This window comes from Pseudomonas sp. G.S.17, from assembly GCF_038096165.1.
In the GTDB taxonomy this organism is placed as follows: Bacteria; Pseudomonadota; Gammaproteobacteria; order Pseudomonadales; family Pseudomonadaceae; genus Aquipseudomonas.
Genome location: NZ_CP151076.1, coordinates 3,885,072 through 3,906,728 on the forward strand (window position 1 = coordinate 3,885,072; position 21,657 = coordinate 3,906,728).

Consider the following 21,657-nt stretch of genomic DNA (forward strand, 5'->3'; position numbering starts at 1 on the left):
TAGCCCTGACCTTCAACGACGAAGGCCTGGGCTTCCCGAGATAACGGGATCGGACAAAGGCGTCCTCGCTAGGTAACTAGCGGGACGCCTTTTTTGTTTGCACGGATTTTGTCGAGCGCGCCCATGGTGGATCTCGGAGGCAACATGAAAAAACTCAAACTGGTGATGATCGGCAATGGCATGGCCGGGGTGCGAACTCTGGAAGAGCTGCTCAAGCTGAGCAATGACCTGTACGACATCACCGTGTTCGGCGCCGAGCCGCACCCCAATTACAATCGCATCCTGCTGTCGCCCGTGCTGGCCGGCGAGCAGAAATTCGATGACATCGTGCTCAACGATCTGGACTGGTACCTGAGCAACAACATCAAACTGCTGCTCAACCGCAGCGTGGTGAAGATCGATCGCACGAAACGAATCGTCACCGCCGACGATGGCACTCAGGCCCATTACGACCGCCTGCTGATCGCCACCGGCTCCAAACCGTTCATTCCGCCGATTCCCGGCAACACTCTGGATGGCGTCATCGGTTATCGGGACATTGCCGACACGCAGCAGATGATTCACACCGCGCGCACCCATAAACATGCCGTAGTCATCGGCGGCGGTCTGTTAGGGCTTGAAGCCGCCAACGGCCTGAAGCTACGCGGCATGGACGTCACGGTGGTACACATCGGCAAATGGCTGCTGGAGCGCCAGCTGGACCAGACCTCGGCGCAGTTGCTGCAGCACGCCCTTGAAGAGCGCGGCCTGAGATTCCGTCTTGGCGAGCAAACCAAGGCGCTGCTCGACGATGGCGAAGGTCGGGTCAAGGCCGTGCAGTTCTCCAACGGCGATGTTGTGCCTGCGGACCTGGTGGTGATGGCCGCGGGCGTGCGCCCTGCCATCGAGCTGGCCGAACAGGCGGGCATCCCGTGTGACCGAGGCATTCTGGTCAGCGACACCTTGCAGACCTTCGATCCACGCATCTACGCCATCGGCGAATGCGCCAGCCACCGGGGAACGGCCTACGGCCTGGTCGCGCCGCTGTTCGAACAAGCCAAGGTCTGCGCCAACCATCTCGCGCAACTGGGCTTCGCCAGCTACAAGGGTTCGGTGACCTCGACCAAACTGAAAGTCACCGGCATCGACCTGTTTTCCGCCGGCGACTTCATGGGTGGCGACGGCACCGAAAGCATCACCCTTCGCGACCCCATCAGCGGCAGCTACAAGAAACTGGTGATCAAGAATGACCTGCTGGTGGGCGCGTGCCTGTACGGCGACACTGCGGATGGCGGCTGGTACCTGCGGCAGATTCGCGAAGCACGCTGCATTGGTAACAGCCGCGATCACTTGATGTTCGGCGAAAACAGTCTGGGCGCTGCCACCGGTGTAAATAGCGGTGTTGCGTTATGCGCCTGACCGAGACCGAGGTCCAGACCCCATCTCTGACTCAGATCACCGCATCGACCTGCTGCTATTGCGGCGTGGGCTGCGGTGTATTGATCGAACATGACGAAGATAAAATCCTCGGCGTCAGCGGCGATCCACAGCATCCGGCCAACTTCGGCAAACTGTGCAGCAAAGGTTCAAGCCTGCATCTGACCGGTGATCTCAGTGCCCGAGCCTTGTATCCGGAACTGCGCCTGGGCAAATCCCTGGCCCGCAGCGTGACCGACTGGGACACGGCACTGGATCACGCCGCCGAGGTGTTCGCCCAAACCATCGCCGAACACGGCCCGGACAGCGTGGCTTTCTACATTTCCGGTCAACTGCTGACTGAAGACTATTACGCGTTCAACAAGCTGGCTCGGGCCCTGGTTGGCACCAACAATATCGACAGCAATTCGCGCCTGTGCATGTCTTCCGCCGTGGTGGGCTACAAACGCAGCTTGGGTGCGGATGCGCCGCCGTGCAGTTACGAGGACATCGAACTCAGCGATTGCGTGCTGATCGTCGGCAGCAACATGGCCTACGCGCATCCGATCCTGTTTCGGCGCCTTGAAGCCGCCAAAAGCAGCCGCCCGGAGATGAAAATCATCGTCATCGACCCCCGCCGCACCGACACCTGCGAGCTGGCCGATCTGCACCTGGCGATTCAACCGGGAACCGATGTCGCCCTGTTTCACGGCATCCTGCATCTGCTGCTCTGGGAAGGCTGGATCGACCGCGACTTCATCGACACGCACACCGAAGGCTATGCCGAGCTCAAAGCGCTGGTTCACGACTACCCACCGCAGCGGGTGGCAGATCTGTGCGGCGTGTCTGTCGAGCAATTGCAGACCTGCGCGCGCTGGGTCGGGCAGGCGCCGAGCTTCCTGTCGCTGTGGTGCATGGGTCTGAATCAGTCCACGTCCGGCAGCGCGAAAAACAGCGCACTGATCAATCTGCATCTGGCGACCGGGCAAATTGGCCGGCCCGGTGCCGGACCTTTCTCCCTGACCGGCCAGCCCAACGCCATGGGCGGCCGGGAAACCGGCAGTCTGTCCAACCTGTTGCCCGGCCACCGGGAAGCCGCCAACTCTGAGCATCGCGCCGAAGTTGCCGAGTACTGGGGGATCGACAGCCTGCCGGAAACACCGGGGCTGTCCGCCATCGAACTGTTCGAGCAGGTGCAGGCCGGCAAGATCAAAGCCTTGTGGATCGCCTGCACCAACCCCGCGCAATCCTTGCCTGATCAACATAAAGTCCAGCAAGCCCTGACCACCTGCCCGTTCGTGGTCCTGCAAGAAGCCTTTCGCACCACCGAAACAGCGCGCTTCGCCGACCTGCTGCTGCCCGCCGCCAGCTGGGGCGAAAAAGAAGGCACGGTGACCAATTCCGAGCGACGTATTTCCCATGTGCGCCGGGCGATTCCGGCACCTGGCGCAGCGCGGCCGGATTGGGCGATCACCGTGGATTTCGCCCGACGCCTGCAAGCCCGGCTGCAACCCGACGCGCCTGCGCTGTTCGAGTTTGCCCGGCCACAAGCGCTGTTCGATGAATACAAAGTCCTGACTCGGGGCCGCGATCTGGACCTGTCCGGCATCAGCTACGCGATCCTCGACCAGAGCGGCCCGCAGCAATGGCCGTTCCCGGAGGGCGCCACACTTGGCACGCCACGATTGTACGCGGACGGGATTTTCCCTACGCCGTCCGGCCGCGCCAGATTTATTGCCGACGTGTATCGCGCGCCCAGCGAGCTGCGTGACGCGCGCTATCCGCTGACCCTCAACACGGGCCGCCTGCGTGACCAATGGCATGGCATGAGCCGCACAGGTACGGCTGCGCGTCTGTTTGGCCATGTCAGCGAAGCGGTTCTGGGCCTCAATGCTGACGAACTGAATCGCCACCGCCTGCAGCCCGGCGATCTGGTGAGCCTGACCAGTCGACGCGGCAGCATCGTGGTGCCGGTTGGCAGCGACGACAGCCTGCGCTCGGGGCAGGCATTTTTGCCCATGCATTGGGGCGATCGCTTCCTCAAGGGCGGGGTCAACCTGCTGACCCAACCGGCATTCGATCCGCTGTCCAAGCAGCCCGAGCTGAAGCATTCGGGGGTCCGCATCGACAAGATCGACCTGCCCTGGAAGCTCTTCGTCCTGATCGAAGGCGATATGCAAACGTTGCTCACAGCAATACGCCCACTGTGCGAAGCCTTCGATTACGTCAGCCTAGGCCTGGCCGGTCGGGAACGTCCGGGGTTGGTGATCAACGCGGCCAACGCCGCCGCACCGGAACCCGAGCTGTTGCAGGAAATCGACCGGATTCTTGGCCTGAATGAAGGGCCGGTCATGGCCTATGACGACCCGAAACGCTCCATCGGCAAGCGTGTACGTCTCGAAAACGGGCGGATTACTGCCGTGCGACTGGCGGGTGAAACCCTGGCTCGTCACTGGCTGCAAAGCCAATGGCTCGAAGGCAGCCTCAACGACAACTTGCGCCGTTGGCTGCTGGCACCGCTCAGCACGCCGCCGGGCGCGGGCTCGACGCCAACGCGCGGCGGCAAGATTTTGTGCAACTGCATGAACGTCAGTGAAGGGGCAATCGTTGCCGGTATCGCTCAAGGCCTGGACTTGGGTCAATTGAAGACACAACTGGGCTGCGGCAGCATGTGCGGCTCCTGCGTGCCAGAAATCAAACGGCTGCTGACAGCCGTCGCGATCAATTAAGGGGTGAACAGCATGAGTGCAAAAGTCTGGCTGGTGGGCGCAGGTCCCGGTGATCCGGAGTTACTCACTCTCAAGGCCGTGCGGGCGTTGCGGGAAGCCGATGTGGTGCTGATCGACGATCTGGTCAACACCGCCGTGCTTGAACATTGCCCGAACGCGCGGGTTATCCCGGTCGGCAAACGCGGCGGCTGTCGCTCGACTCCGCAAGCATTCATCCATCGTCTGATGCTGCGTTACGTGCGTCAGGGCAAATGCGTGGTGCGCCTCAAGGGCGGCGATCCGTGCATTTTCGGGCGCGGCGGCGAAGAAGCCGATTGGTTGCGCGCGCGGGATGTCGAGGTTGAACTGGTCAATGGCATTACTGCAGGCCTGGCCGGCGCGACTCAGTGCGGCATCTCGCTGACGTTGCGCGGCATCAGTCGCGGCGTGACGCTGGTCACCGCGCATACCCAGGACGACAGCAGTCTGAATTGGCAGGCGCTGGCGCAGACCGGCACCACCTTGGTGGTGTACATGGGCGTGGCGAAACTGGCGGAAATCCGTGACAGCCTGCTGGCCGGCGGCCTCGCCGCGCAAACGCCGGTGGCAATGATCGAAAATGCTTCCTTGCCGCAGCAGCGCGAATGCCACAGCTCCCTGGCCGACATGCAGCTCGACGCAGCAACCTTCCAGCTGAAAAGCCCGGCGATCCTGGTGATCGGCGCGGTGGCTGCTGTCGATCAGGCAGAAATGACGGACTGGCTGCAAACCCAGGCCAGCGCCGGTTGATTCGGTTGTCAGTGTGAAGACACGTAAATCGACGGTGATGTGGGTGCGGGCAAGGCGTAACTACGCCGGATGCGCGCCACTTCGCTGTGCGGCGTGAGGCCGAAGAAGCGTTTGAATTCGCGGCTGAACTGCGACGGGCTTTCATAGCCGACACTGAAACCGGCGATTGCCGCCGTCATGTCGCTGCGCAGCATCAACAGCCGTGCCTGATGCAGGCGCGTAGATTTCAGGTACTGCATCGGTGAAGTATCAGTGACCGCGCGAAAGTGCGAATGGAAGCTGGACGAACTCATGCCCGCCTCTTTCGCCAGGCTGTCCACATCCAGCGGCTCCTGATAACACGCATGAATCCTCTGGATCGCCTTGGTGATCTTGCCGAATTGTCCCGGGCTGTTCAGTGCCGCGCGCAACGAGCCGCCCTGCTCGCCGCAGATGATTCGGTAGTAAATCTCCCGCAGCAGCGAAGCCCCCAGAATCCGCGTATCGGTCGGATCACTCATGGCTTCGAGAAAGCTCAACGTGGAGTGCCTGAGCGAATCCTCCATGGGCGAGGAGTACATGCCTTTGGGCTGCGCCTGAGTGGCACCTTTGCCCTCATCGACTTGCAGCACCAATTGCGCTGCAAGATTGAAATCCAGACGCAGATACACCGCCAGCATCGGCTCTTCAGCGCTGGCGTCGGTTTCCATGGTGAACGGCACCGGCACCGAGACCACCAGGTAATGCTGGGCATCGTAAAGATAAATCTCATCGCCGAGATAGCCGCGCTTGCGACCCTGACAAAGAATCACGATCCCCGGTTCATAAAGCACCGGGGTGCGCGTCAAAGGCCGATTGGAGCGCAAAAAGCGCACATCATCCAGCGCCGACAGGTTGTAGCCTTCATCAGGCGCCAGCCGCTCCATCAACTGAATCATGCGCGCTTTCGTATCGTGCTCTTGACTCATCACTACCTCATTCAGCCGTCGGTGGACCGGGTCAGCGATTCCCAAGCGTCGATCTGCTCCAGCCTGCGCTGCAATTCGCTCCTGACCAATTCCAGCGCATCGCTGCCGAGCAACAGGTGCGCAGGCGGTGTCGGGCTGGCGATCAGTTGCAGAATGGCCAGCGCCCCTTTGCGTGGATCGCCCAATTGCTTGCCGCTTCTATCTTCGCGTGCCTTTCGAATCGGATCAAACGACGCATCATAATCGGCGATTGCCCGGGGGCTTCTGAGCATTGACCGCCCCGCCCAGTCGGTACGAAACGAGCCCGGCGCGACGGCGGTGACGAAAACATTGAAGGGCTTGAGTTCCTTACTCAGCGCGTCGGAAATGCCCTCAACGGCGAATTTGCTCGCGCAGTAGTAAGAGATCCCCGGCATGGTGATAAACCCGCCCATGGAGGTGATGTTGATGATGTGGCCGGCCCGCCGCTGCCGGAAATAAGGCACGAAAGCCTTGGTGATTGCCACTGCACCGAACACGTTGACGTCCAGTTGCTTGCGCATTTCTTCGATGGGCGATTCCTCGAAGATGCCTTCGTGGCCATAACCGGCGTTGTTGACCAGCACATCCACCGGGCCAAAGTCGGCTTCGGCTTTGGCGGCCGCAGCGTCGATGGCGGCAAAATCGGTGACGTCCAGCAGCACGCCATGCGCCAGATCCGGGGCGCTGGCTTCGAACGATGCCAGCGCCTCGGCGTTGCGCAGCGTGCCGATGACGCGGTGTCCCGCAGCCAATGCTTCGGTGGCCAGAGCCTGGCCGAAGCCGCTACTGACGCCAGTGATGAAAATCGTTTTTGCAGCAGTCATGTCAGGTCCTCGATCAATGGTTGAGAGGGCCATGCTACGACTGCCGGCCTTGAATTCGATGACTGTTTGCTACGGGGATATTGCCTATTCCTCCAAATCCGGCCTGCGGCGTTGGCAGGATTCAAGCCCGAAGGTCAAATCCCGGGCAAAGAAAAGCCCGGCATAAGCCGGGCTTTTCTATTGAAGCGATTTAAAGCGGGCTAATTACTTAGCTTGGGCTTCAACTTCAGCTTCTACGCGACGGTTAACAGCGCGGCCAGCGTCAGTTGCGTTATCAGCAACTGGACGGGATTCGCCATAACCAACCGAGTTTACGCGGCTAGCGCCAACACCGTACTGGTTAACCAGAACCTGTTTAACGGCGTTTGCACGACGCTCGGACAGTTTTTGGTTGTAAGCGTCAGGACCGACGGAGTCAGTGTGACCTTCAACAGTGGTGGTAGTCGATGGGTACTGTTGCATGAAGTCAGCGAGGTTCTTGATATCGCCGTAGCTGTTAGGCTTGACTACGGATTTGTCGAAATCGAACTTCACGTCCAGCTCAACACGAACCACTTCGGCAACTGCTGGGCAGCCATCAGCGTCAACAGTTACGTTGGCTGGGGTGTCCGGGCACTTGTCGACGTTGTCGCACACGCCGTCGTTGTCGCTGTCGGAGCACACTTCAGCTACTGGAGCTGGTGCTGCTTCAACTTTCTTCGAACCGCCACCGAAGTTTACGCCGATACCGACGCTTGGAGCCCACTCGGTGTCGCCTTGGTCGATGTTGTACTGAGCTTCAACGCCTGCACGGGCATAGAAGTTTTCGGTGAAGTAAAGCTTGGCACCGCCGCCGATGTTGGCGAAAGTGGAGCCGTTACGACCACCGCGGCCGTCTTGACCGATGCTCTGATCGGAGAAACCAGCCGAGACGTAAGGGCGCAGCATGTCGCCCGGATTGTTGAAGTGGTACAGAGCGTCAAGAGCGGTATCGGAACCCTTGATGTTCTTGCCCGAGTCGCTACGAACGTTGTGCACTTCGTCGTAGCCCAGACGCAATTCAACATCGTCAGTCAGGAAGTAGCCAACAGAGCCGCCGAACAGGTTGCCGTTGTTTTTGAAGTCACGGGCGCTGTCGTACATTTCTTTCTTGGCGAAGCCTTCGATTTCGACTGCGCCTTGGCCTTGTGCCAGAGCGCCGAACGATGCAGCGGCAACAATAGTACCAATGGCCAAGCCCAAGGTGTTTTTCAGTTTCATCCGTTAAATCCCCATCTGGTGATTGTAAAGCAGTCCCACATATAAGGGACAACTCGTGGGCAAGTCTATCAGAACTTGCCCGATTGTTAGAGGTATTTGCACCGAGTTAAGTTTCGGTAACGCCCGCAAATTTCTCACGTAATTTATCAAGAGCCCGCTTGTAGCGCATTTTCGTTGCGCTCAAGCCCATGTGCATGATGTCTGCGATCTCCTGAAATTCCAACTCTGCGACAAATCGCAGCACCAGAATCTCCCGATCGATCGGGTTCACATGCACCAGCCAGCGATCGAGTCCACCCCGCTCTTCAGGTTTAGGCGTCTTGTCTTCAGACGCTTCCTCAAGTGGATCCAGACTCAAAGCGTCCATCAAGCGACGCTTACGCCGTTCCTTTCTGTACTGCGTAATGCATTCGTTGTAAGTGATGCTGTAGAGCCAGGTTTTGAATTTCGATTTGCCCTCGAAATTCTTCAAGCCATACAACACCTTAAGCATCACTTCCTGACAGACATCATCTGCATCGCGATCGTTCCCTAAATAACGTGCACAAACGTTAAAAAGTGTCCGTTGATAGCGACGCATCAACTCTTCGTAGGCCCGCGTCACGTGAAACAGCTCAACGTGCGCGCGCGCGACCAACTCCTCGTCAGAGAGCTCGCGGGGGTCGTAGCGCATCGATAGCGGTTGGGGTTTATTCAAAACAAGTCGTGCCGACAGTCGGGTCAATGTCCGCCACTGTCCGGATTCCGGCGATTCGTGGCGGCATACATTAGCAGGTTAGCCGCCTATCGGCTGCTCACTCGCTGTTCGAGGAGGATCCGGTTGGACAATGAAACCAACTCTCCCTCATCGGTCAGCAGGGTGGTTTTCACCGTGCCAATTTCTTCGATCTGGCCTTCGACCTCGCCAACACGCACTTGTTGCCCTACCTGATACAACTCCCGCACATAAATTCCCGCCAGTATCTGGCCTGCAATTTCGCGACTTCCGAGGCCCATGGCCAGCGCAACTGCCAGACCAACGGTAATCAAACCAATCACGATCACATGGTTAAGGAGGTCGGTCTTGACCTCCAACTGGCTGATCGCCACCGAAATACTGATGATAATGACCAGGCCCTGGGCAACTCTTCCCAGCCCGGCCGAGTAATCCAGCCCTACACCTTCAGCGGCTCCGCGCACCAGGCCGTTGACCAATTGCGCCAACAGCACTCCCACGAGCAACACCAAAGCCGCACCGAACACTTTCGGCAAGTACAACGCCAGCATATCCAGCGTTGCGGAAACCCGTTCCAGACCCAGCGACTCGGCCGCCGACACCAGGAAAATCAATAATACAAACCAGTAAACAATCTTGCCAATCAGCGTCGAGATCGGCACTTGAACGCCAGCGCGACTGATCAGCTTGGTCAAGCCGGTGCCGCCCATCAGGCGATCCAGGCCCAGCTTGGCCAGTAACTTGGACAGCAAGGTATCAAGCAACTTGGCAACAACAAAGCCCAGCAAAACGACAACAAGGGCACCAAACAGGTTCGGGATGAAATTTGCAACTTTGGTCCACAATGCAGTCATTGCAGCAACCAGGCTCTGGGTCCAGAGATCCAATTCCATGTTCAATCAGCCTTATCGACAGAGCGAGCGTTTACTTTAAGTGTATTGCGGCGTGACACCGGCGAAACGTGGGCCGAACCATTGTTCAGGGCAATCATCATGGCCTGCGACCAACGACCCAGAAGGCCGAACAGTACGCCCGCGCCGACCTGACGGTTGGCGGTCTTCAACACTCGCCCCAGGCACGCATCGTCATCCCGGCTGGAGGAAGACGAATTAAGCATGTCGCGCAAAGATTCTTCAAACGGATCGTGCATCAGGCACCTCACGTAACGTCACTAAAAGACGCGACCAAATTTGCATGAGTCACACGCCTTTGGTCAGGCCTGGACAAATATCTGCGTTTTTACACCCAGCGCAGGCGTCTATACAGCCACCATTGGCCCAACGCGACCGCGATTATCAACGCACAGGCCACCAGAAAACCGTAAGGACTGGCGGACCCCGGTATGCCTCCGACGTTGATCCCCAGCAAGCCGGTCAGAAAGCTCATCGGCAGGAAAATACCGGTGATGATCCCGAAGCGATACATGGTTTTATTCATCCGTTCGCGCAGGCGCCGATCTTCGGATTCGAGCACCAAACCCACGCGTTCACGGGTCAATTCCAGTTCTTCGAGGTAACGGGTCAGGCTGTTGTTGAGCTCATTCCAGTAGTCGGCATCGTCGTCGACAAACCAAGGGAACTTACTGCGGGTCAGTTGCGCGTATATGTCCCGTTGCGGAGCGAGAAAACGCCGCAAGCCAGCGGCTCGGCGACGGATATGCAGCAACGTTCCGTGATCGGGCGTATACCGCTCGTCGGCATCTATCTTTTCTTCTTCTATATCGACCGATTCAGTCAGGTCGCCGACCAATGCCTGCACTTTGTCGGTGAGATATTGGGCCAGATAAAGGATGAGTTCGGAGGCGGTTTTCGGCCCCTTGCCTTCGTTCAGCTGCTCGATCAGTTCGTCGGTGGCGCGCAGCGGACGCAGGCGCAGGGAAATGACCTGCTGGGCGGCGGCGAAGATCCGCACCGAGACCATGTCTTCAGGCTCGGCCCCCGGATTGAGATTGACCCCACGCAGGAACAGCAACAGGTTGTCGTCCGGCAGCGGCAGCAAACGTGGCCGGGTGTTTTCTTCGAGCAGCAGGTCGCAGGCGAACTCGCTCAAGCCGCTCGCGGTGCGCAACCAGGTATGGGTTTGCGGATGGCCACGGTCCCAGTGCAGCCAGACACTCTCGTGCGGCTGCAACTGTAGGCAATCCAGTTCGGTCCGAGCGATGAAACGCGCCCCGCCACTACCATCCAATACGAGAGCATGTACCAGCCCCCACTGCGCGTTTTGCTCGTCAAACATTCGTACTTCGCTTATTCCGGCATTTTCAGAGGAGAAGGCGAAATGATCACGCCGTTATTGTCGGCGTACACGTATTCGCCCGGACGAAAGGTCACGCCGGCAAAAGTGACCGGGACATTGAGATCGCCGATGCCGCGCTTGTCGGTCTTTTTCGGGTGACTGGCCAGCGCCTGAACGCCGAGGTCGGTCTGCGCGATCACATCCACGTCGCGGATGCAGCCGTAGATAACCATGCCTTCCCAGCCGCTTCGAGCGGCCTTCTCGGCCAGCATGTCGCCCAGCAAGGCGCAACGCAGCGATCCGCCACCATCGATGACCAACACCTTGCCCTTGCCGTCCTGCTCGACCTGTTCGCGTACCAGGGAATTGTCTTCAAAGCACTTGATGGTGACGATTTCGCCACCGAAGGAATCACGGCCGCCAAAATTGCTGAACATCGGCTCAACGACCTGCACCAGTTCCGGGTAGGCATCGCACAAATCGGGAGTGAGGTAATGCATGACGTAACTCCTATCAGTGAAGGTTCATCAAGGGGCAAATCCATCTACTGCGTCGTAGCTTAGCCGTAACCAGGCGACAGCGAAACGATCCAGGTCAATGCATTGCAGCGATCGGCTGCTGCGACAGCTCCGGTACAGGCATGCTGCGCTCGTCCAGCCAGCCCTTGACCAGCGGCCAGACCTCGCGCTGCGCAGCTTTGCTGACCAGCATCTGCACGTGGCCAAAATCCTCGGAGAAACCCTGTTCACGCCCCAGGCAGATGAACGTGCGCTGCTGCGAGCCGATCTGCTCGTAAAGCTTGCGACAGGCCCACACCGGGTCCTGATGATCGCCCGCCGCCGCGACCACCAATAAAGGCACGGCCACTTCGGCCAGACCCGCCCACCAGTCGCTGTACTTGTCGCCGAACCGACCGAACAAGCCATGCCAGCGCAAGCTTTCCAGCGCCAGGCCAATCGGCTCGTCTTCCGGGCCACGTTTGAAGCGCGGACCGGAAATGTGCTCGAAGGGTTTGAGCAGCAAGCGGCTGGACCATTGCAGCGGGGGAAATTTCAGCGGCCAGTAGGTGCGGCTGATCTGACTGCCGAACAGCGCCACCGAAGCCGCGCTGTGCGGCCCGAGATACTGACCGCCCAACGCCGCAGCCAGGGTTGTGCCGCCCAGCGAATGGCCGATCCAGTGGGCGACTTGCCCGCTCTGTTCGGTCACGAACGCAGCGATGGCCGGCAGGTCGTAACGCGCATAGTCGGCAACCCGGTTGTAGCGATAAGCCTGATTGCGCGCGGACAAGCCATGCCCGCGCATTTCCGGAATCCACACATCAAAGCCGGCGCGGGCCAGATACGCACCCAGGCCAATGCCTTTGGGCGAATACCAGAACCGTCGATTGGAAAAACTGCCGTGCAACAGGATCACCGGCACGCCGCGCGCATCGGGTTGCGCAACCAGTCCCAGACGGGTCAAGGCGATTTCGACGCTGGCATCAGGACTGTTGGCGGGTTTCAGGCGATAAACGTCCTCGATCAGATCGCCACGTCGTTCGGCGCTGATCAAGGCCACAGGAAAAAGGCTGCTGCTGCTTTGCATTTTGCTCGGGTACTAAAAGGCCGGCTGGATTGCCGCCCTGATTGAACATAAAAAAGCCCCGACCCACGTCAGCAGGTCGGGGCTTGACTCAGTGAGATCAGACCGGAGCCTGAGCCTCTGCCAGGAAGAACCAGGTTTCCAGCACGGAATCGGGGTTCAACGAGACGCTTTCGATACCTTGATCCATCAACCAGCGCGCCAGATCCGGATGGTCCGACGGCCCCTGGCCGCAAATGCCGATGTATTTGCCGGCCTTGTTACAGGCCTGGATTGCGTTGGACAGCAGTTTCTTGACCGCTGGATTACGTTCATCGAACAGATGCGCAATGACGCCGGAATCGCGGTCCAGGCCCAGCGTCAGCTGAGTCAGGTCGTTGGAGCCGATGGAGAAGCCGTCGAAGTATTCGAGGAACTCTTCAGCCAGAATCGCGTTGGACGGCAGTTCACACATCATGATGATGCGCAGGCCATTTTCGCCGCGTTTCAGACCGTTTTCCGCCAGCAGGTCGATCACCTGGCTCGCTTCGCCCAGGGTACGCACGAACGGCACCATGATTTCCACGTTGGTCAGGCCCATCTCTTCGCGGACACGCTTGAGCGCGCGGCATTCGAGTTCGAAGCAGTCGCGGAAATTCTCGCTGATGTAACGCGAGGCGCCACGGAAACCCAGCATCGGGTTTTCCTCTTCCGGCTCGTACAATTTGCCGCCGATCAGGTTCGCGTACTCGTTGGACTTGAAGTCCGAGAGGCGCACGATGACCTTTTTCGGGGTGAACGCCGCCGCCAGGGTACTGATGCCTTCGACCAGTTTTTCGACGTAGAAGCCGACCGGATCGTTGTAACCGGCGATGCGCTTGTCGACGCTGTCCTTGATGTCTTGGGGCAGACCGTCGTAGTTGAGCAGCGCCTTGGGGTGCACGCCGATCATACGGTTGATGATGAATTCCAGACGCGCCAGGCCGACACCGGCGTTGGGCAGCTGGGCGAAGTCGAACGCGCGATCCGGGTTGCCGACGTTCATCATGATCTTGAACGGCAGATCCGGCATGGCATCGACCGAGTTGGTCTTGATGTCAAAACCCAGCTCGCCTTCGAAGATGTAACCGGTGTCGCCTTCGGCGCAGGAAACCGTCACGCCCTGGCCATCCACCAGCACTTGGGTGGCATTGCCGCAACCGACCACGGCCGGAATACCCAGTTCACGGGCGATGATCGCCGCGTGGCAGGTACGACCGCCCCGGTTGGTGACGATGGCGCTGGCGCGTTTCATGACCGGTTCCCAATCCGGGTCAGTCATGTCCGAGACCAGTACGTCGCCCGGCTGGACCTTGTCCATCTCGGACACGTCCTTGATGATGCGGACCTTGCCGGCACCGATGCGCTGGCCGATGGCACGGCCTTCTACCAATACGGTGCCGGTTTCCTTGAGCAGGTAACGTTCCATGACGTTGGCCTGGGAGCGGCTCTTCACGGTTTCAGGACGCGCCTGAACGATGTAGAGCTTGCCGTCGTCACCGTCCTTGGCCCATTCGATGTCCATCGGGCACTTGTAGTGCTTCTCGATGATCATCGCCTGTTTGGCCAGTTCGGAAACTTCCTCGTCGCTCAGGCAGAAACGTGCGCGGTCTGCAGCATCCACGTCGATGACCTTGACCGACTTGCCGGCCGAGGCTTCTTCGCCGTAGATCATCTTGATTGCCTTGCTGCCCAGGTTGCGGCGCAGGATCGCAGGACGACCGGCTTCAAGCGTACCTTTGTGCACGTAGAATTCGTCCGGATTGACCGCGCCTTGCACCACGGTCTCGCCCAGGCCGTAAGCGCCGGTGATGAACACCACGTCGCGGAAGCCCGATTCAGTGTCCAGGGTGAACATCACGCCTGCGGTGCCGGTCTCGGAGCGGACCATGCGCTGCACGCCAGCGGACAATGCCACCAGTTTGTGGTCAAAACCCTGATGCACGCGGTAGGAAATGGCGCGGTCGTTGAACAACGAGGCGAACACTTCCTTGGCCGCGCGGATCACGTTCTCGACGCCACGGATATTCAGGAAGGTTTCTTGCTGACCGGCGAACGAAGCGTCGGGAAGGTCTTCGGCGGTGGCGGAAGAGCGCACGGCAACGGCCAGATTCGGATTGCCTGCCGACAATGTGGCGAAGGCAGTGCGAATTTCGGCGTTGAGCTTCTCGGGAAACTCGGCGTCCATGATCCACTGACGAATCTGCGCGCCGGTCTTGGCCAACGCGTTGACATCGTCGACATCAAGAGCATCCAGGGCTGCGTGAATCTGATCGTTCAGACCACTCAGCTCAAGGAAATCACGGTAGGCCTGAGCCGTAGTGGCAAAGCCACCAGGCACCGAAACGCCAGCACCTGCGAGGTTGCTGATCATTTCGCCGAGGGATGCGTTCTTGCCTCCCACATGCTCCACATCATGGACGCCGAGCTTTTCGAGGGAAACTACGTACTCTACCAAGGTGATCTCTCCACTAACTATGTTTGTTGTTGGGAAAAGCTCATGCACCCGTAACGTGTACTGCGCTTCCGGGCGTTTGTGGCCTGGGCCATGAAAATAAGTGAGAATGCGGACCACCCAGGCCCGCATGCGCGCCTATGATATCCAAGAATCGTCACCAGCTTAAGGCCCAAGGCGCAAATGAAACGATCCGCTTTCTTTATCTCCGACGGCACCGGCATCACGGCCGAAACTCTAGGCCAGAGCCTGTTAGCGCAATTTGAGAACATTACGTTCAACAAGTTCACGAGGCCCTACATCGACAGCGTCGAGAAAGCGCGGGCGATGGTACAACAAATCAACGCCGCCGCTGCAAAGGACGACGTGCGCCCGATCATTTTCGACACCATCGTCAATCAGGACATCCGCGAAATCCTCGCGACGTCCAACGGCTTCATGATCGACATTTTCTCGACCTTTCTCGCGCCGCTGGAGCAGGAGCTTAGTTCACACTCTTCCTACTCGGTGGGCAAATCGCACTCCATCGGTCACAACTCCAACTACATGGAGCGGATCGAGGCGGTGAACTTCGCCCTGGACAATGACGACGGCGCACGCACCCATTATTACGACAAGGCGGACATCATTCTGGTGGGCGTCTCGCGGTGCGGCAAAACCCCGACTTGTCTGTACATGGCCATGCAATTCGGCATCCGCGCGGCCAACTATCCGCTCACCGAAGACGACATGGAGCGCCTGCAACTGCCCAACGCGCTCAAGGAGCACCGTAACAAATTATTCGGTCTGACCATTGATCCAGATCGGTTAACGGCGATTCGCCACGAACGTAAACCCAACAGCCGCTACGCCAGCTACGCCCAGTGCGAGTTTGAAGTCCGCGAGGTGGAAAACCTGTTCCGCCGCGAGAACATCCCGAACATCAATTCCACGCATTTCTCGGTAGAAGAAATCTCGGCCAAGGTGCTGGTCGAGAAAGGCGTGGAGCGGCGCTTCAAATAACAAGCCTTGAACTACCCCCGACCTCTTCGGGGACAAGTCCCCTCCTGCCGGACCGGGTATGGTTCGGTAGGACCGGACTTGTCCGGGAAGGCGGTATTTCAGGCACCGCCTTGTGTCGGATGTAACGACCTCTTCGCGGGCAAGCCTCGCTCCTATGTATCTTTGCCCCTATAGATTCACCCACAAATCCACAAACCGATGCACCGGCAGCGCTTCCAGGCCTGCCTGATCCTTGCACACGGCGAGGATCTGCTCGCAGCGTTGTGGGGCGAAACGGGTGGCCAGGTTGCTTTTGAACTTCTCTTCCAGCAGCGGGATGCCGTCGGCGCGACGTCGGCGGTGGCCGATGGGGTATTCGACTTCAATCTTGTCAGTGCTGGAACCGTCCTTGAAAAACACTTGAATTGCATTGGCAATAGAGCGCTTGTCCGCTTCCAGATACTCGCGGCTGTAGCGTGGATCTTCGACGATTTCCATCTTGTCCCGCAGTTGATCGATGACCGGATGGGCCGTATGAAATTCGTCCTCATAGTGCTCGGCGATCAGCGTGCCAAACACCAGCGGGACCGCGATCATGTACTGCAGACAGTGATCGCGATCAGCGGCGTTGGCCAGCGGCCCGACCTTGGAAATGATGCGAATCGCCGATTCATGGGTGGTCACGACAATCCGGTCGATTTCGGAGATTCGATTGCGTACCAGCGGGTGCAACGTGACTGCCGCCTCACAGGCCGTTTGCGCATGGAATTCGGCGGGGAAGCTGATCTTGAACAGCACATTTTCCATCACATAAGTGCCGTAGGGCCGGGACAGGCTGAAGGCACGTTGATCCCCGGCCTTGAGCGCCAGGTCTTTGTTGGTGTGACTGAACAGCACGTCGTAAAAGCCCCACTGCGGCGCGGTCAGCACGCCCGGAATGCCCATTTCTCCGCGCATGGCGATGTCCGCCAGACGCACTGCGCGACTGGTGGCATCGCCCGCCGCCCAGGATTTTCGCGAACCGGCATTGGGCGCGTGGCGATAAGTCCGCAATGCCTGACCATCGACAAAAGCGTGGGACAGCGCCGCCAGCATCTGCTCGCGACTGGCGCCCATCAGTTTCGCGGCGACGGCAGTGGACGCCACTTTCACCAGCAATACGTGGTCCAGTCCGACGCGGTTAAAGGAGTTTTCCAGGGCGATCACACCCTGAATCTCGTGGGCCATGATCATCGCCTCGAGCACCGTCCGCATGCTCAGCGGCGCTTCGCCATCTGCCACACGCTTCTGGGACAGATGGTCGGCCACGGCGAGAATCGCGCCGAGGTTGTCCGACGGATGCCCCCATTCCGCTGCGAGCCAGGTGTCGTTGTAATCCAGCCAGCGAATCGTGCAGCCGATATCCCAGGCGGCCTTGACCGGGTCGAGGCGCAAGTTCGTACCCGGAACCCGAGCCCCAAAAGGCACGACGGTGCCTTCGACGATGGGGCCCAGATGCTTGGTGCATTCCGGGAAACGCAAGGCCAGCAGGCCGCAACCCAACGTATCCATGAGGCAATTGCGCGCGGTGTCCAGAGCCAGCGGGGACTCGATCCGGTAGGTCAGCACATAATCGGCGATGTCCTGCAGAACCTGGTCATAGTCCGGGCGGTTGTTCAGATCAACGTTGCTGCTCATTTCAATTCCTCTTTGTCCGAAGGATTTTCGCTGGCAGAACTGATGCTTTCCCGGATCAATCCGGTCCTACAGTTTGGCCGTGCATCATCTGTGGCTCAAACCCCAGGCACCCTCACCCAGCCTTCCATCAACACCCGGGCACTACGACTCATGATGGCCTTGGTGACCTTCCATTCGCCATTGCTTTGCACGGCTTCAGCACCGACCCGCAAGGTGCCGGATGGATGGCCGAAACGCACTGCTTCACGCTTGACGCCGCCAGCCGCCAGGTTGACCAACGTGCCGGGAACCGCCGCAGCGGTGCCGATGGCGACAGCGGCCGTGCCCATCATGGCGTGGTGCAGCTTGCCCATGGACATGGCGCGCACCAGCAGATCGACGCTCTCGGCTGCCACCGGTTTGCCACTGGAAGCCACGTAAGCCGCTGGCCCCGCAACAAAGGCCACCTTGGGCGTGTGCTGGCGCTTGGCCGCTTGATCCAGATGCTCGATCAGGCCCATGCGCAGCGCGCCGTAAGCGCGGATGGTCTCGAACATCGCCAGCGCCTTGGGATCGCCGTTGATATCGCCCTGCAATTCGCTGCCGGTGTAGCCGATATCCCTGGCATTGATGAAAATCGTCGGAATCCCGGCATTGATCATGGTCGCCTTGAACGTGCCGACACCCGGCACCTCAAGGTCATCCACCAGATTGCCGGTAGGAAACATCGAGCCGCCCGCGCCCTCTTCGTCTGCTGCCGGGTCCATGAACTCCAACTGCACCTCGGCGGCAGGAAACGTCACCCCGTCCAGTTCGAAATCACCGGTTTCCTGCACCGCGCCGTCAGTGATCGGCACATGCGCAATGATCGTCTTGCCGATATTGGCCTGCCAGATACGCACCACCGCGACACCGTTTTGCGGGACACGACTGGCTTGCAGTAAACCATTGCTGATGGCAAACGGGCCGACCGCTGCTGACAGATTGCCGCAATTGCCGCTCCAGTCGACGAAAGGCTTGTCGATGGAAACCTGACCGAACAGGTAATCCACGTCGTGCTCGGGCCTGCTGCTTTTCGACACGATCACCGTCTTGCTGGTGCTGGACGTCGCGCCGCCCATGCCGTCGATCTGCTTTTCATAGGGATCGGGGCTGCCAATCACCCGCAACAGCAAGGTGTCACGGGCCGCGCCGGGGACCTGCGCGTCGAGGGGCAAATCCTGCAGTTTGAAAAATACGCCCTTGCTGGTGCCGCCGCGCATATAAGTGGCGGGGATTTTGATTTGCACTGGGTGAGCCATGGAACGTGTCCTCTTAGATTAGGCGAGCTTCAGGCATTGCTTTCGCGAGCAAGCTCGCTCCCACTGTTTCAACCGTATCCCGTGGGAGCGAGCTTGCTCGCGAACAGTCATGCCAACGCAGACTCCAGGAAATCCTGGGCAAAGCGCTGCAACACGCCGCCCGCCTCATAGATCGAGACTTCTTCAGCGGTGTCCAGGCGACAGGTCACCGGCACCTCGACGCGCTCGCCGTTCTTGCGATTGATCACCAGGGTCATAGTGCTCAGCGGAATGCGCTCGCCGAGTACGTCGAAGGTTTCGCTGCCGTCGATGCTCAAGGTATGCCGATCAACCCCGGGCTTGAACTCCAGCGGCAACACACCCATACCCACCAGATTGGTGCGGTGAATGCGCTCGAAACCCTCAGCGGCAATTGCCTCGACACCCGCCAGACGCACGCCTTTGGCCGCCCAGTCACGGGACGAACCCTGACCGTAGTCGGCGCCGGCAATGATAATCAGCGGCTGCTTGCGCTCCATGTAAATTTCTATGGCTTCCCACATGCGCGTGACCTGACCTTCCGGCTCGACCCGCGCCAGTGAACCCTGCTTGACCTTGCCGTCGACCTGCACCATTTCGTTGAGCAGTTTCGGGTTGGCGAAAGTCGCTCGCTGTGCGGTCAGGTGATCACCGCGATGGGTGGCGTAAGAGTTGAAGTCTTCTTCCGGCAGGCCCATTTTCGCCAGGTATTCACCGGCGGCGCTGTCGAGCATGATGGCGTTGGACGGCGACAAGTGATCGGTGGTGATGTTGTCACCCAGCACCGCCAGCGGGCGCATACCCTTGAGCGGTCGCGCCCCGGCGAGCGCGCCTTCCCAGTACGGCGGACGACGAATATAGGTGCTTTGCGCGCGCCAATCGTACAGCGGCGCGACTTTCTCGCCGTCGTCAGCCTTGATCTCGAACATCGGGATATAGACCTGCCGGAACTGATCCGGCTTGACGCTGGCTTTGACCACCGCGTCGATTTCTTCGTCGCTGGGCCAGATGTCTTTCAAGGTCAGCGGCTTGCCGTTCAGATCGGTGCCCAGTACGTCCTTCTCGATATCGAAACGGATGGTGCCGGCAATGGCGTAAGCGACCACCAGTGGCGGCGAGGCCAGAAACGCCTGTTTGGCGTAAGGGTGAATGCGTCCGTCGAAGTTGCGGTTGCCGGATAACACAGCCGTCGCGTACAGATCACGATCAATGACTTCCTGCTGGATTTTCGGGTCCAGCGCGCCGCTCATGCCGTTGCAGGTGGTGCAGGCAAAGCCGACGATGCCAAAGCCAAGCTTTTCCAGCTCCGGCAACAGATTGGCTTCTTCCAGATACAACTGAACCGCCTTGGAACCCGGCGCCAGTGAAGTCTTGACCCACGGCTTGCGGCTCAGGCCAGCGGCGTTGGCGTTGCGCGCCAGCAAGGCTGCGGCAATCACGTTGCGCGGGTTGCTGGTATTGGTGCAACTGGTGATCGCGGCGATGATCACCGCACCGTCCGGCATCAGGCCCGGTTCGTTTTCGACCACGCCGGAAATCCCTCGCGCCGCCAGCTCCGAAGTCGGCACCCGGCGATGGGGATTGGATGGCCCGGCGATGTTGCGCACCACGCTGGACAGGTCGAACTTGAGCACGCGCTCGTAGACGGCGGTTTTCAGGCTGTCGGCCCACAGACCGGTTTGTCTGGCGTAGGTTTCCACCAGCTTGACCTGCTCGGGCTCGCGGCCGGTCAGGGTCAGGTAATCCAGGGTTTGCTGGTCGATGTAGAACATTGCCGCCGTCGCACCAAACTCCGGGGTCATGTTGGAAATGGTCGCGCGGTCGCCGAGGGTCAGCGCGTTGGCGCCGTCGCCGAAGAACTCCAGATAAGACGACACCACTTTCTCGCCGCGCAGGAATTCAGTCACCGCCAGCACGATGTCGGTCGCGGTAATACCCGGTTGGCGCTTGCCCACAAGCTCGACACCAATGATGTCCGGCAGGCGCATCCAGGAGGCGCGACCGAGCATCACGCTCTCGGCTTCCAGCCCGCCGACGCCAATGGCGATCACACCCAGCGCGTCGACATGCGGCGTATGGCTGTCGGTGCCGACCAGCGTATCCGGGAACGCCACGCCGTCCAGTGCATGCACCACCGGCGACATTCGCTCCAGATTGATCTGGTGCATGATGCCGTTGCCGGGCGGGATCACATCGACGTTCTTGAAGGCTTTTTTGGTCCAGTTGATGAAGTGAAAACGGTCTTCGTTGCGCCGGTCTTCAATGGCGCGATTGCGCTCGAAGGCATCCTTCTCAAAGCCGCCGTGCTCCACCGCCAGCGAGTGATCGACGATCAGCTGGGTCGGCACCACCGGGTTGACCAGCGCCGGATCGCCACCTTGCAAGGCAATCGCATCGCGCAAACCGGCCAGGTCCACCAGCGCGGTCTGGCCAAGGATGTCATGGCAGACTACCCGCGCCGGGAACCACGGAAAATCCAGGTCGCGGCGGCGTTCGATCAGCTGGGTCAGGGACGCCACCAGCGTTGCTGGATCGCAGCGACGCACGAGGTTTTCGGCGAACACCCGAGAGGTATACGGCAGCGTGTCGTAAGCGCCGGGCTCGATCGCGTCGACCGCCGCACGGGCGTCGAAGTAATCCAGGCGGGTGCCGGGCAGCGGTTTGCGATGTTCAGTGTTCATGCGCGGGGACTCATCACGAAATTCGGTGGATGGACGGGGAGCTCATCGGCGGCTCCCCTGTCTCGGTCAATGCAGTCCAGTCAGCTATAC

General features: G+C 59.6%; 16 protein-coding genes and 1 pseudogene. 4 read left to right on the forward strand and 13 right to left on the reverse strand.

What is annotated here, in order from left to right; genetic code table 11:
• Positions 1 to 144: 144 nt before the first annotated feature.
• The 3 genes and pseudogenes from AABC73_RS18370 to cobA all read left to right on the forward strand — a co-directional run.
• Positions 145 to 1,356: pseudogene (locus AABC73_RS18370) on the forward strand (FAD-dependent oxidoreductase); the annotation flags it as partial.
• A gap of 32 nt (positions 1,357 to 1,388) precedes the next feature.
• The gene (locus AABC73_RS18375; RefSeq protein ID WP_341520399.1) at positions 1,389 to 4,124 is read left to right on the forward strand and encodes a molybdopterin-dependent oxidoreductase; all 2,736 of its coding nucleotides are present in this window, start codon (positions 1,389 to 1,391) and stop codon (positions 4,122 to 4,124) included.
• Positions 4,125 to 4,136: 12 nt separating this feature from the next.
• Entirely contained in the window at positions 4,137 to 4,892 is a 756-nt protein-coding gene (gene cobA / locus AABC73_RS18380) for a uroporphyrinogen-III C-methyltransferase (protein ID WP_341520400.1), read from the forward strand.
• Positions 4,893 to 4,900: 8 nt separating this feature from the next.
• On the opposite strand, the gene AABC73_RS18385 is transcribed toward cobA, so the two are convergent.
• The 10 genes from AABC73_RS18385 to ppsA form a co-directional block, all read right to left on the reverse strand.
• On the reverse strand, positions 4,901 to 5,839 hold the full coding sequence (locus tag AABC73_RS18385; RefSeq protein ID WP_341520401.1) for an AraC family transcriptional regulator: 939 nt from the start codon (positions 5,837 to 5,839) through the stop codon (positions 4,901 to 4,903).
• 11 nt (positions 5,840 to 5,850) lie between these two features.
• Positions 5,851 to 6,684, reverse strand: coding sequence for an oxidoreductase (locus AABC73_RS18390; protein ID WP_341520402.1), 834 nt, complete (start codon positions 6,682 to 6,684; stop codon positions 5,851 to 5,853).
• 204 nt (positions 6,685 to 6,888) lie between these two features.
• Positions 6,889 to 7,923 (reverse strand): OmpA family protein, encoded by a 1,035-nt coding sequence (locus tag AABC73_RS18395; protein WP_331150329.1) that lies wholly within the window; start codon positions 7,921 to 7,923, stop codon positions 6,889 to 6,891.
• Positions 7,924 to 8,029: 106 nt separating this feature from the next.
• Positions 8,030 to 8,620 (reverse strand): RNA polymerase sigma factor SigX, encoded by a 591-nt coding sequence (gene sigX / locus AABC73_RS18400; RefSeq protein WP_331149168.1) that lies wholly within the window; start codon positions 8,618 to 8,620, stop codon positions 8,030 to 8,032.
• A gap of 86 nt (positions 8,621 to 8,706) precedes the next feature.
• Complete coding sequence (locus AABC73_RS18405) at positions 8,707 to 9,531, reverse strand: mechanosensitive ion channel domain-containing protein (protein WP_331149167.1); 825 nt, start codon at positions 9,529 to 9,531, stop codon at positions 8,707 to 8,709.
• A gap of 2 nt (positions 9,532 to 9,533) precedes the next feature.
• Positions 9,534 to 9,788 (reverse strand): CrfX protein, encoded by a 255-nt coding sequence (locus AABC73_RS18410; RefSeq protein ID WP_341520403.1) that lies wholly within the window; start codon positions 9,786 to 9,788, stop codon positions 9,534 to 9,536.
• An 89-nt stretch (positions 9,789 to 9,877) separates the two neighbouring features.
• Complete coding sequence (locus AABC73_RS18415) at positions 9,878 to 10,873, reverse strand: zinc transporter ZntB (RefSeq protein WP_020290167.1); 996 nt, start codon at positions 10,871 to 10,873, stop codon at positions 9,878 to 9,880.
• An 11-nt stretch (positions 10,874 to 10,884) separates the two neighbouring features.
• Positions 10,885 to 11,373, reverse strand: a complete 489-nt coding sequence (gene rraA, locus AABC73_RS18420) for a ribonuclease E activity regulator RraA (protein WP_341520404.1) — start codon at positions 11,371 to 11,373, stop codon at positions 10,885 to 10,887.
• A gap of 94 nt (positions 11,374 to 11,467) precedes the next feature.
• On the reverse strand, positions 11,468 to 12,460 hold the full coding sequence (locus AABC73_RS18425) for an alpha/beta fold hydrolase (RefSeq protein WP_341520405.1): 993 nt from the start codon (positions 12,458 to 12,460) through the stop codon (positions 11,468 to 11,470).
• Between the two features lie 97 nt (positions 12,461 to 12,557).
• Entirely contained in the window at positions 12,558 to 14,933 is a 2,376-nt protein-coding gene (gene ppsA / locus AABC73_RS18430; RefSeq protein WP_341520406.1) for a phosphoenolpyruvate synthase, read from the reverse strand.
• Between the two features lie 180 nt (positions 14,934 to 15,113).
• On the opposite strand from ppsA, the gene AABC73_RS18435 reads away from it, so the two are divergent.
• Complete coding sequence (locus AABC73_RS18435; protein ID WP_331149162.1) at positions 15,114 to 15,932, forward strand: pyruvate, water dikinase regulatory protein; 819 nt, start codon at positions 15,114 to 15,116, stop codon at positions 15,930 to 15,932.
• 168 nt (positions 15,933 to 16,100) lie between these two features.
• Here AABC73_RS18435 and prpD read toward each other — a convergent pair whose 3' ends face one another.
• From prpD to acnD, 3 genes are all read right to left on the reverse strand, one after another.
• Positions 16,101 to 17,588, reverse strand: a complete 1,488-nt coding sequence (gene prpD / locus AABC73_RS18440; protein WP_341520407.1) for a 2-methylcitrate dehydratase — start codon at positions 17,586 to 17,588, stop codon at positions 16,101 to 16,103.
• Between the two features lie 95 nt (positions 17,589 to 17,683).
• Complete coding sequence (gene prpF, locus AABC73_RS18445; RefSeq protein ID WP_341520408.1) at positions 17,684 to 18,868, reverse strand: 2-methylaconitate cis-trans isomerase PrpF; 1,185 nt, start codon at positions 18,866 to 18,868, stop codon at positions 17,684 to 17,686.
• A 107-nt stretch (positions 18,869 to 18,975) separates the two neighbouring features.
• The gene (acnD, locus tag AABC73_RS18450; protein WP_341520409.1) at positions 18,976 to 21,567 is read right to left on the reverse strand and encodes a Fe/S-dependent 2-methylisocitrate dehydratase AcnD; all 2,592 of its coding nucleotides are present in this window, start codon (positions 21,565 to 21,567) and stop codon (positions 18,976 to 18,978) included.
• Positions 21,568 to 21,657 lie beyond the last annotated feature (90 nt).

Coding starts and splice junctions, on each gene's coding strand:
- AABC73_RS18375 (WP_341520399.1), top strand. CDS start 1,389: ATGCGCCTGACCGAGACCGAGGTCCAGACCCCATCTCTGACTCAGATC.
- cobA (WP_341520400.1), top strand. CDS start 4,137: ATGAGTGCAAAAGTCTGGCTGGTGGGCGCAGGTCCCGGTGATCCGGAG.
- AABC73_RS18385 (WP_341520401.1), bottom strand. CDS start 5,839: ATGAGTCAAGAGCACGATACGAAAGCGCGCATGATTCAGTTGATGGAG.
- AABC73_RS18390 (WP_341520402.1), bottom strand. CDS start 6,684: ATGACTGCTGCAAAAACGATTTTCATCACTGGCGTCAGTAGCGGCTTC.
- AABC73_RS18395 (WP_331150329.1), bottom strand. CDS start 7,923: ATGAAACTGAAAAACACCTTGGGCTTGGCCATTGGTACTATTGTTGCC.
- AABC73_RS18405 (WP_331149167.1), bottom strand. CDS start 9,531: ATGGAATTGGATCTCTGGACCCAGAGCCTGGTTGCTGCAATGACTGCA.
- AABC73_RS18410 (WP_341520403.1), bottom strand. CDS start 9,788: ATGCACGATCCGTTTGAAGAATCTTTGCGCGACATGCTTAATTCGTCT.
- AABC73_RS18415 (WP_020290167.1), bottom strand. CDS start 10,873: ATGTTTGACGAGCAAAACGCGCAGTGGGGGCTGGTACATGCTCTCGTA.
- rraA (WP_341520404.1), bottom strand. CDS start 11,373: ATGCATTACCTCACTCCCGATTTGTGCGATGCCTACCCGGAACTGGTG.
- AABC73_RS18425 (WP_341520405.1), bottom strand. CDS start 12,460: ATGCAAAGCAGCAGCAGCCTTTTTCCTGTGGCCTTGATCAGCGCCGAA.
- AABC73_RS18435 (WP_331149162.1), top strand. CDS start 15,114: ATGAAACGATCCGCTTTCTTTATCTCCGACGGCACCGGCATCACGGCC.
- prpD (WP_341520407.1), bottom strand. CDS start 17,588: ATGAGCAGCAACGTTGATCTGAACAACCGCCCGGACTATGACCAGGTT.
- prpF (WP_341520408.1), bottom strand. CDS start 18,868: ATGGCTCACCCAGTGCAAATCAAAATCCCCGCCACTTATATGCGCGGC.
- acnD (WP_341520409.1), bottom strand. CDS start 21,567: ATGAACACTGAACATCGCAAACCGCTGCCCGGCACCCGCCTGGATTAC.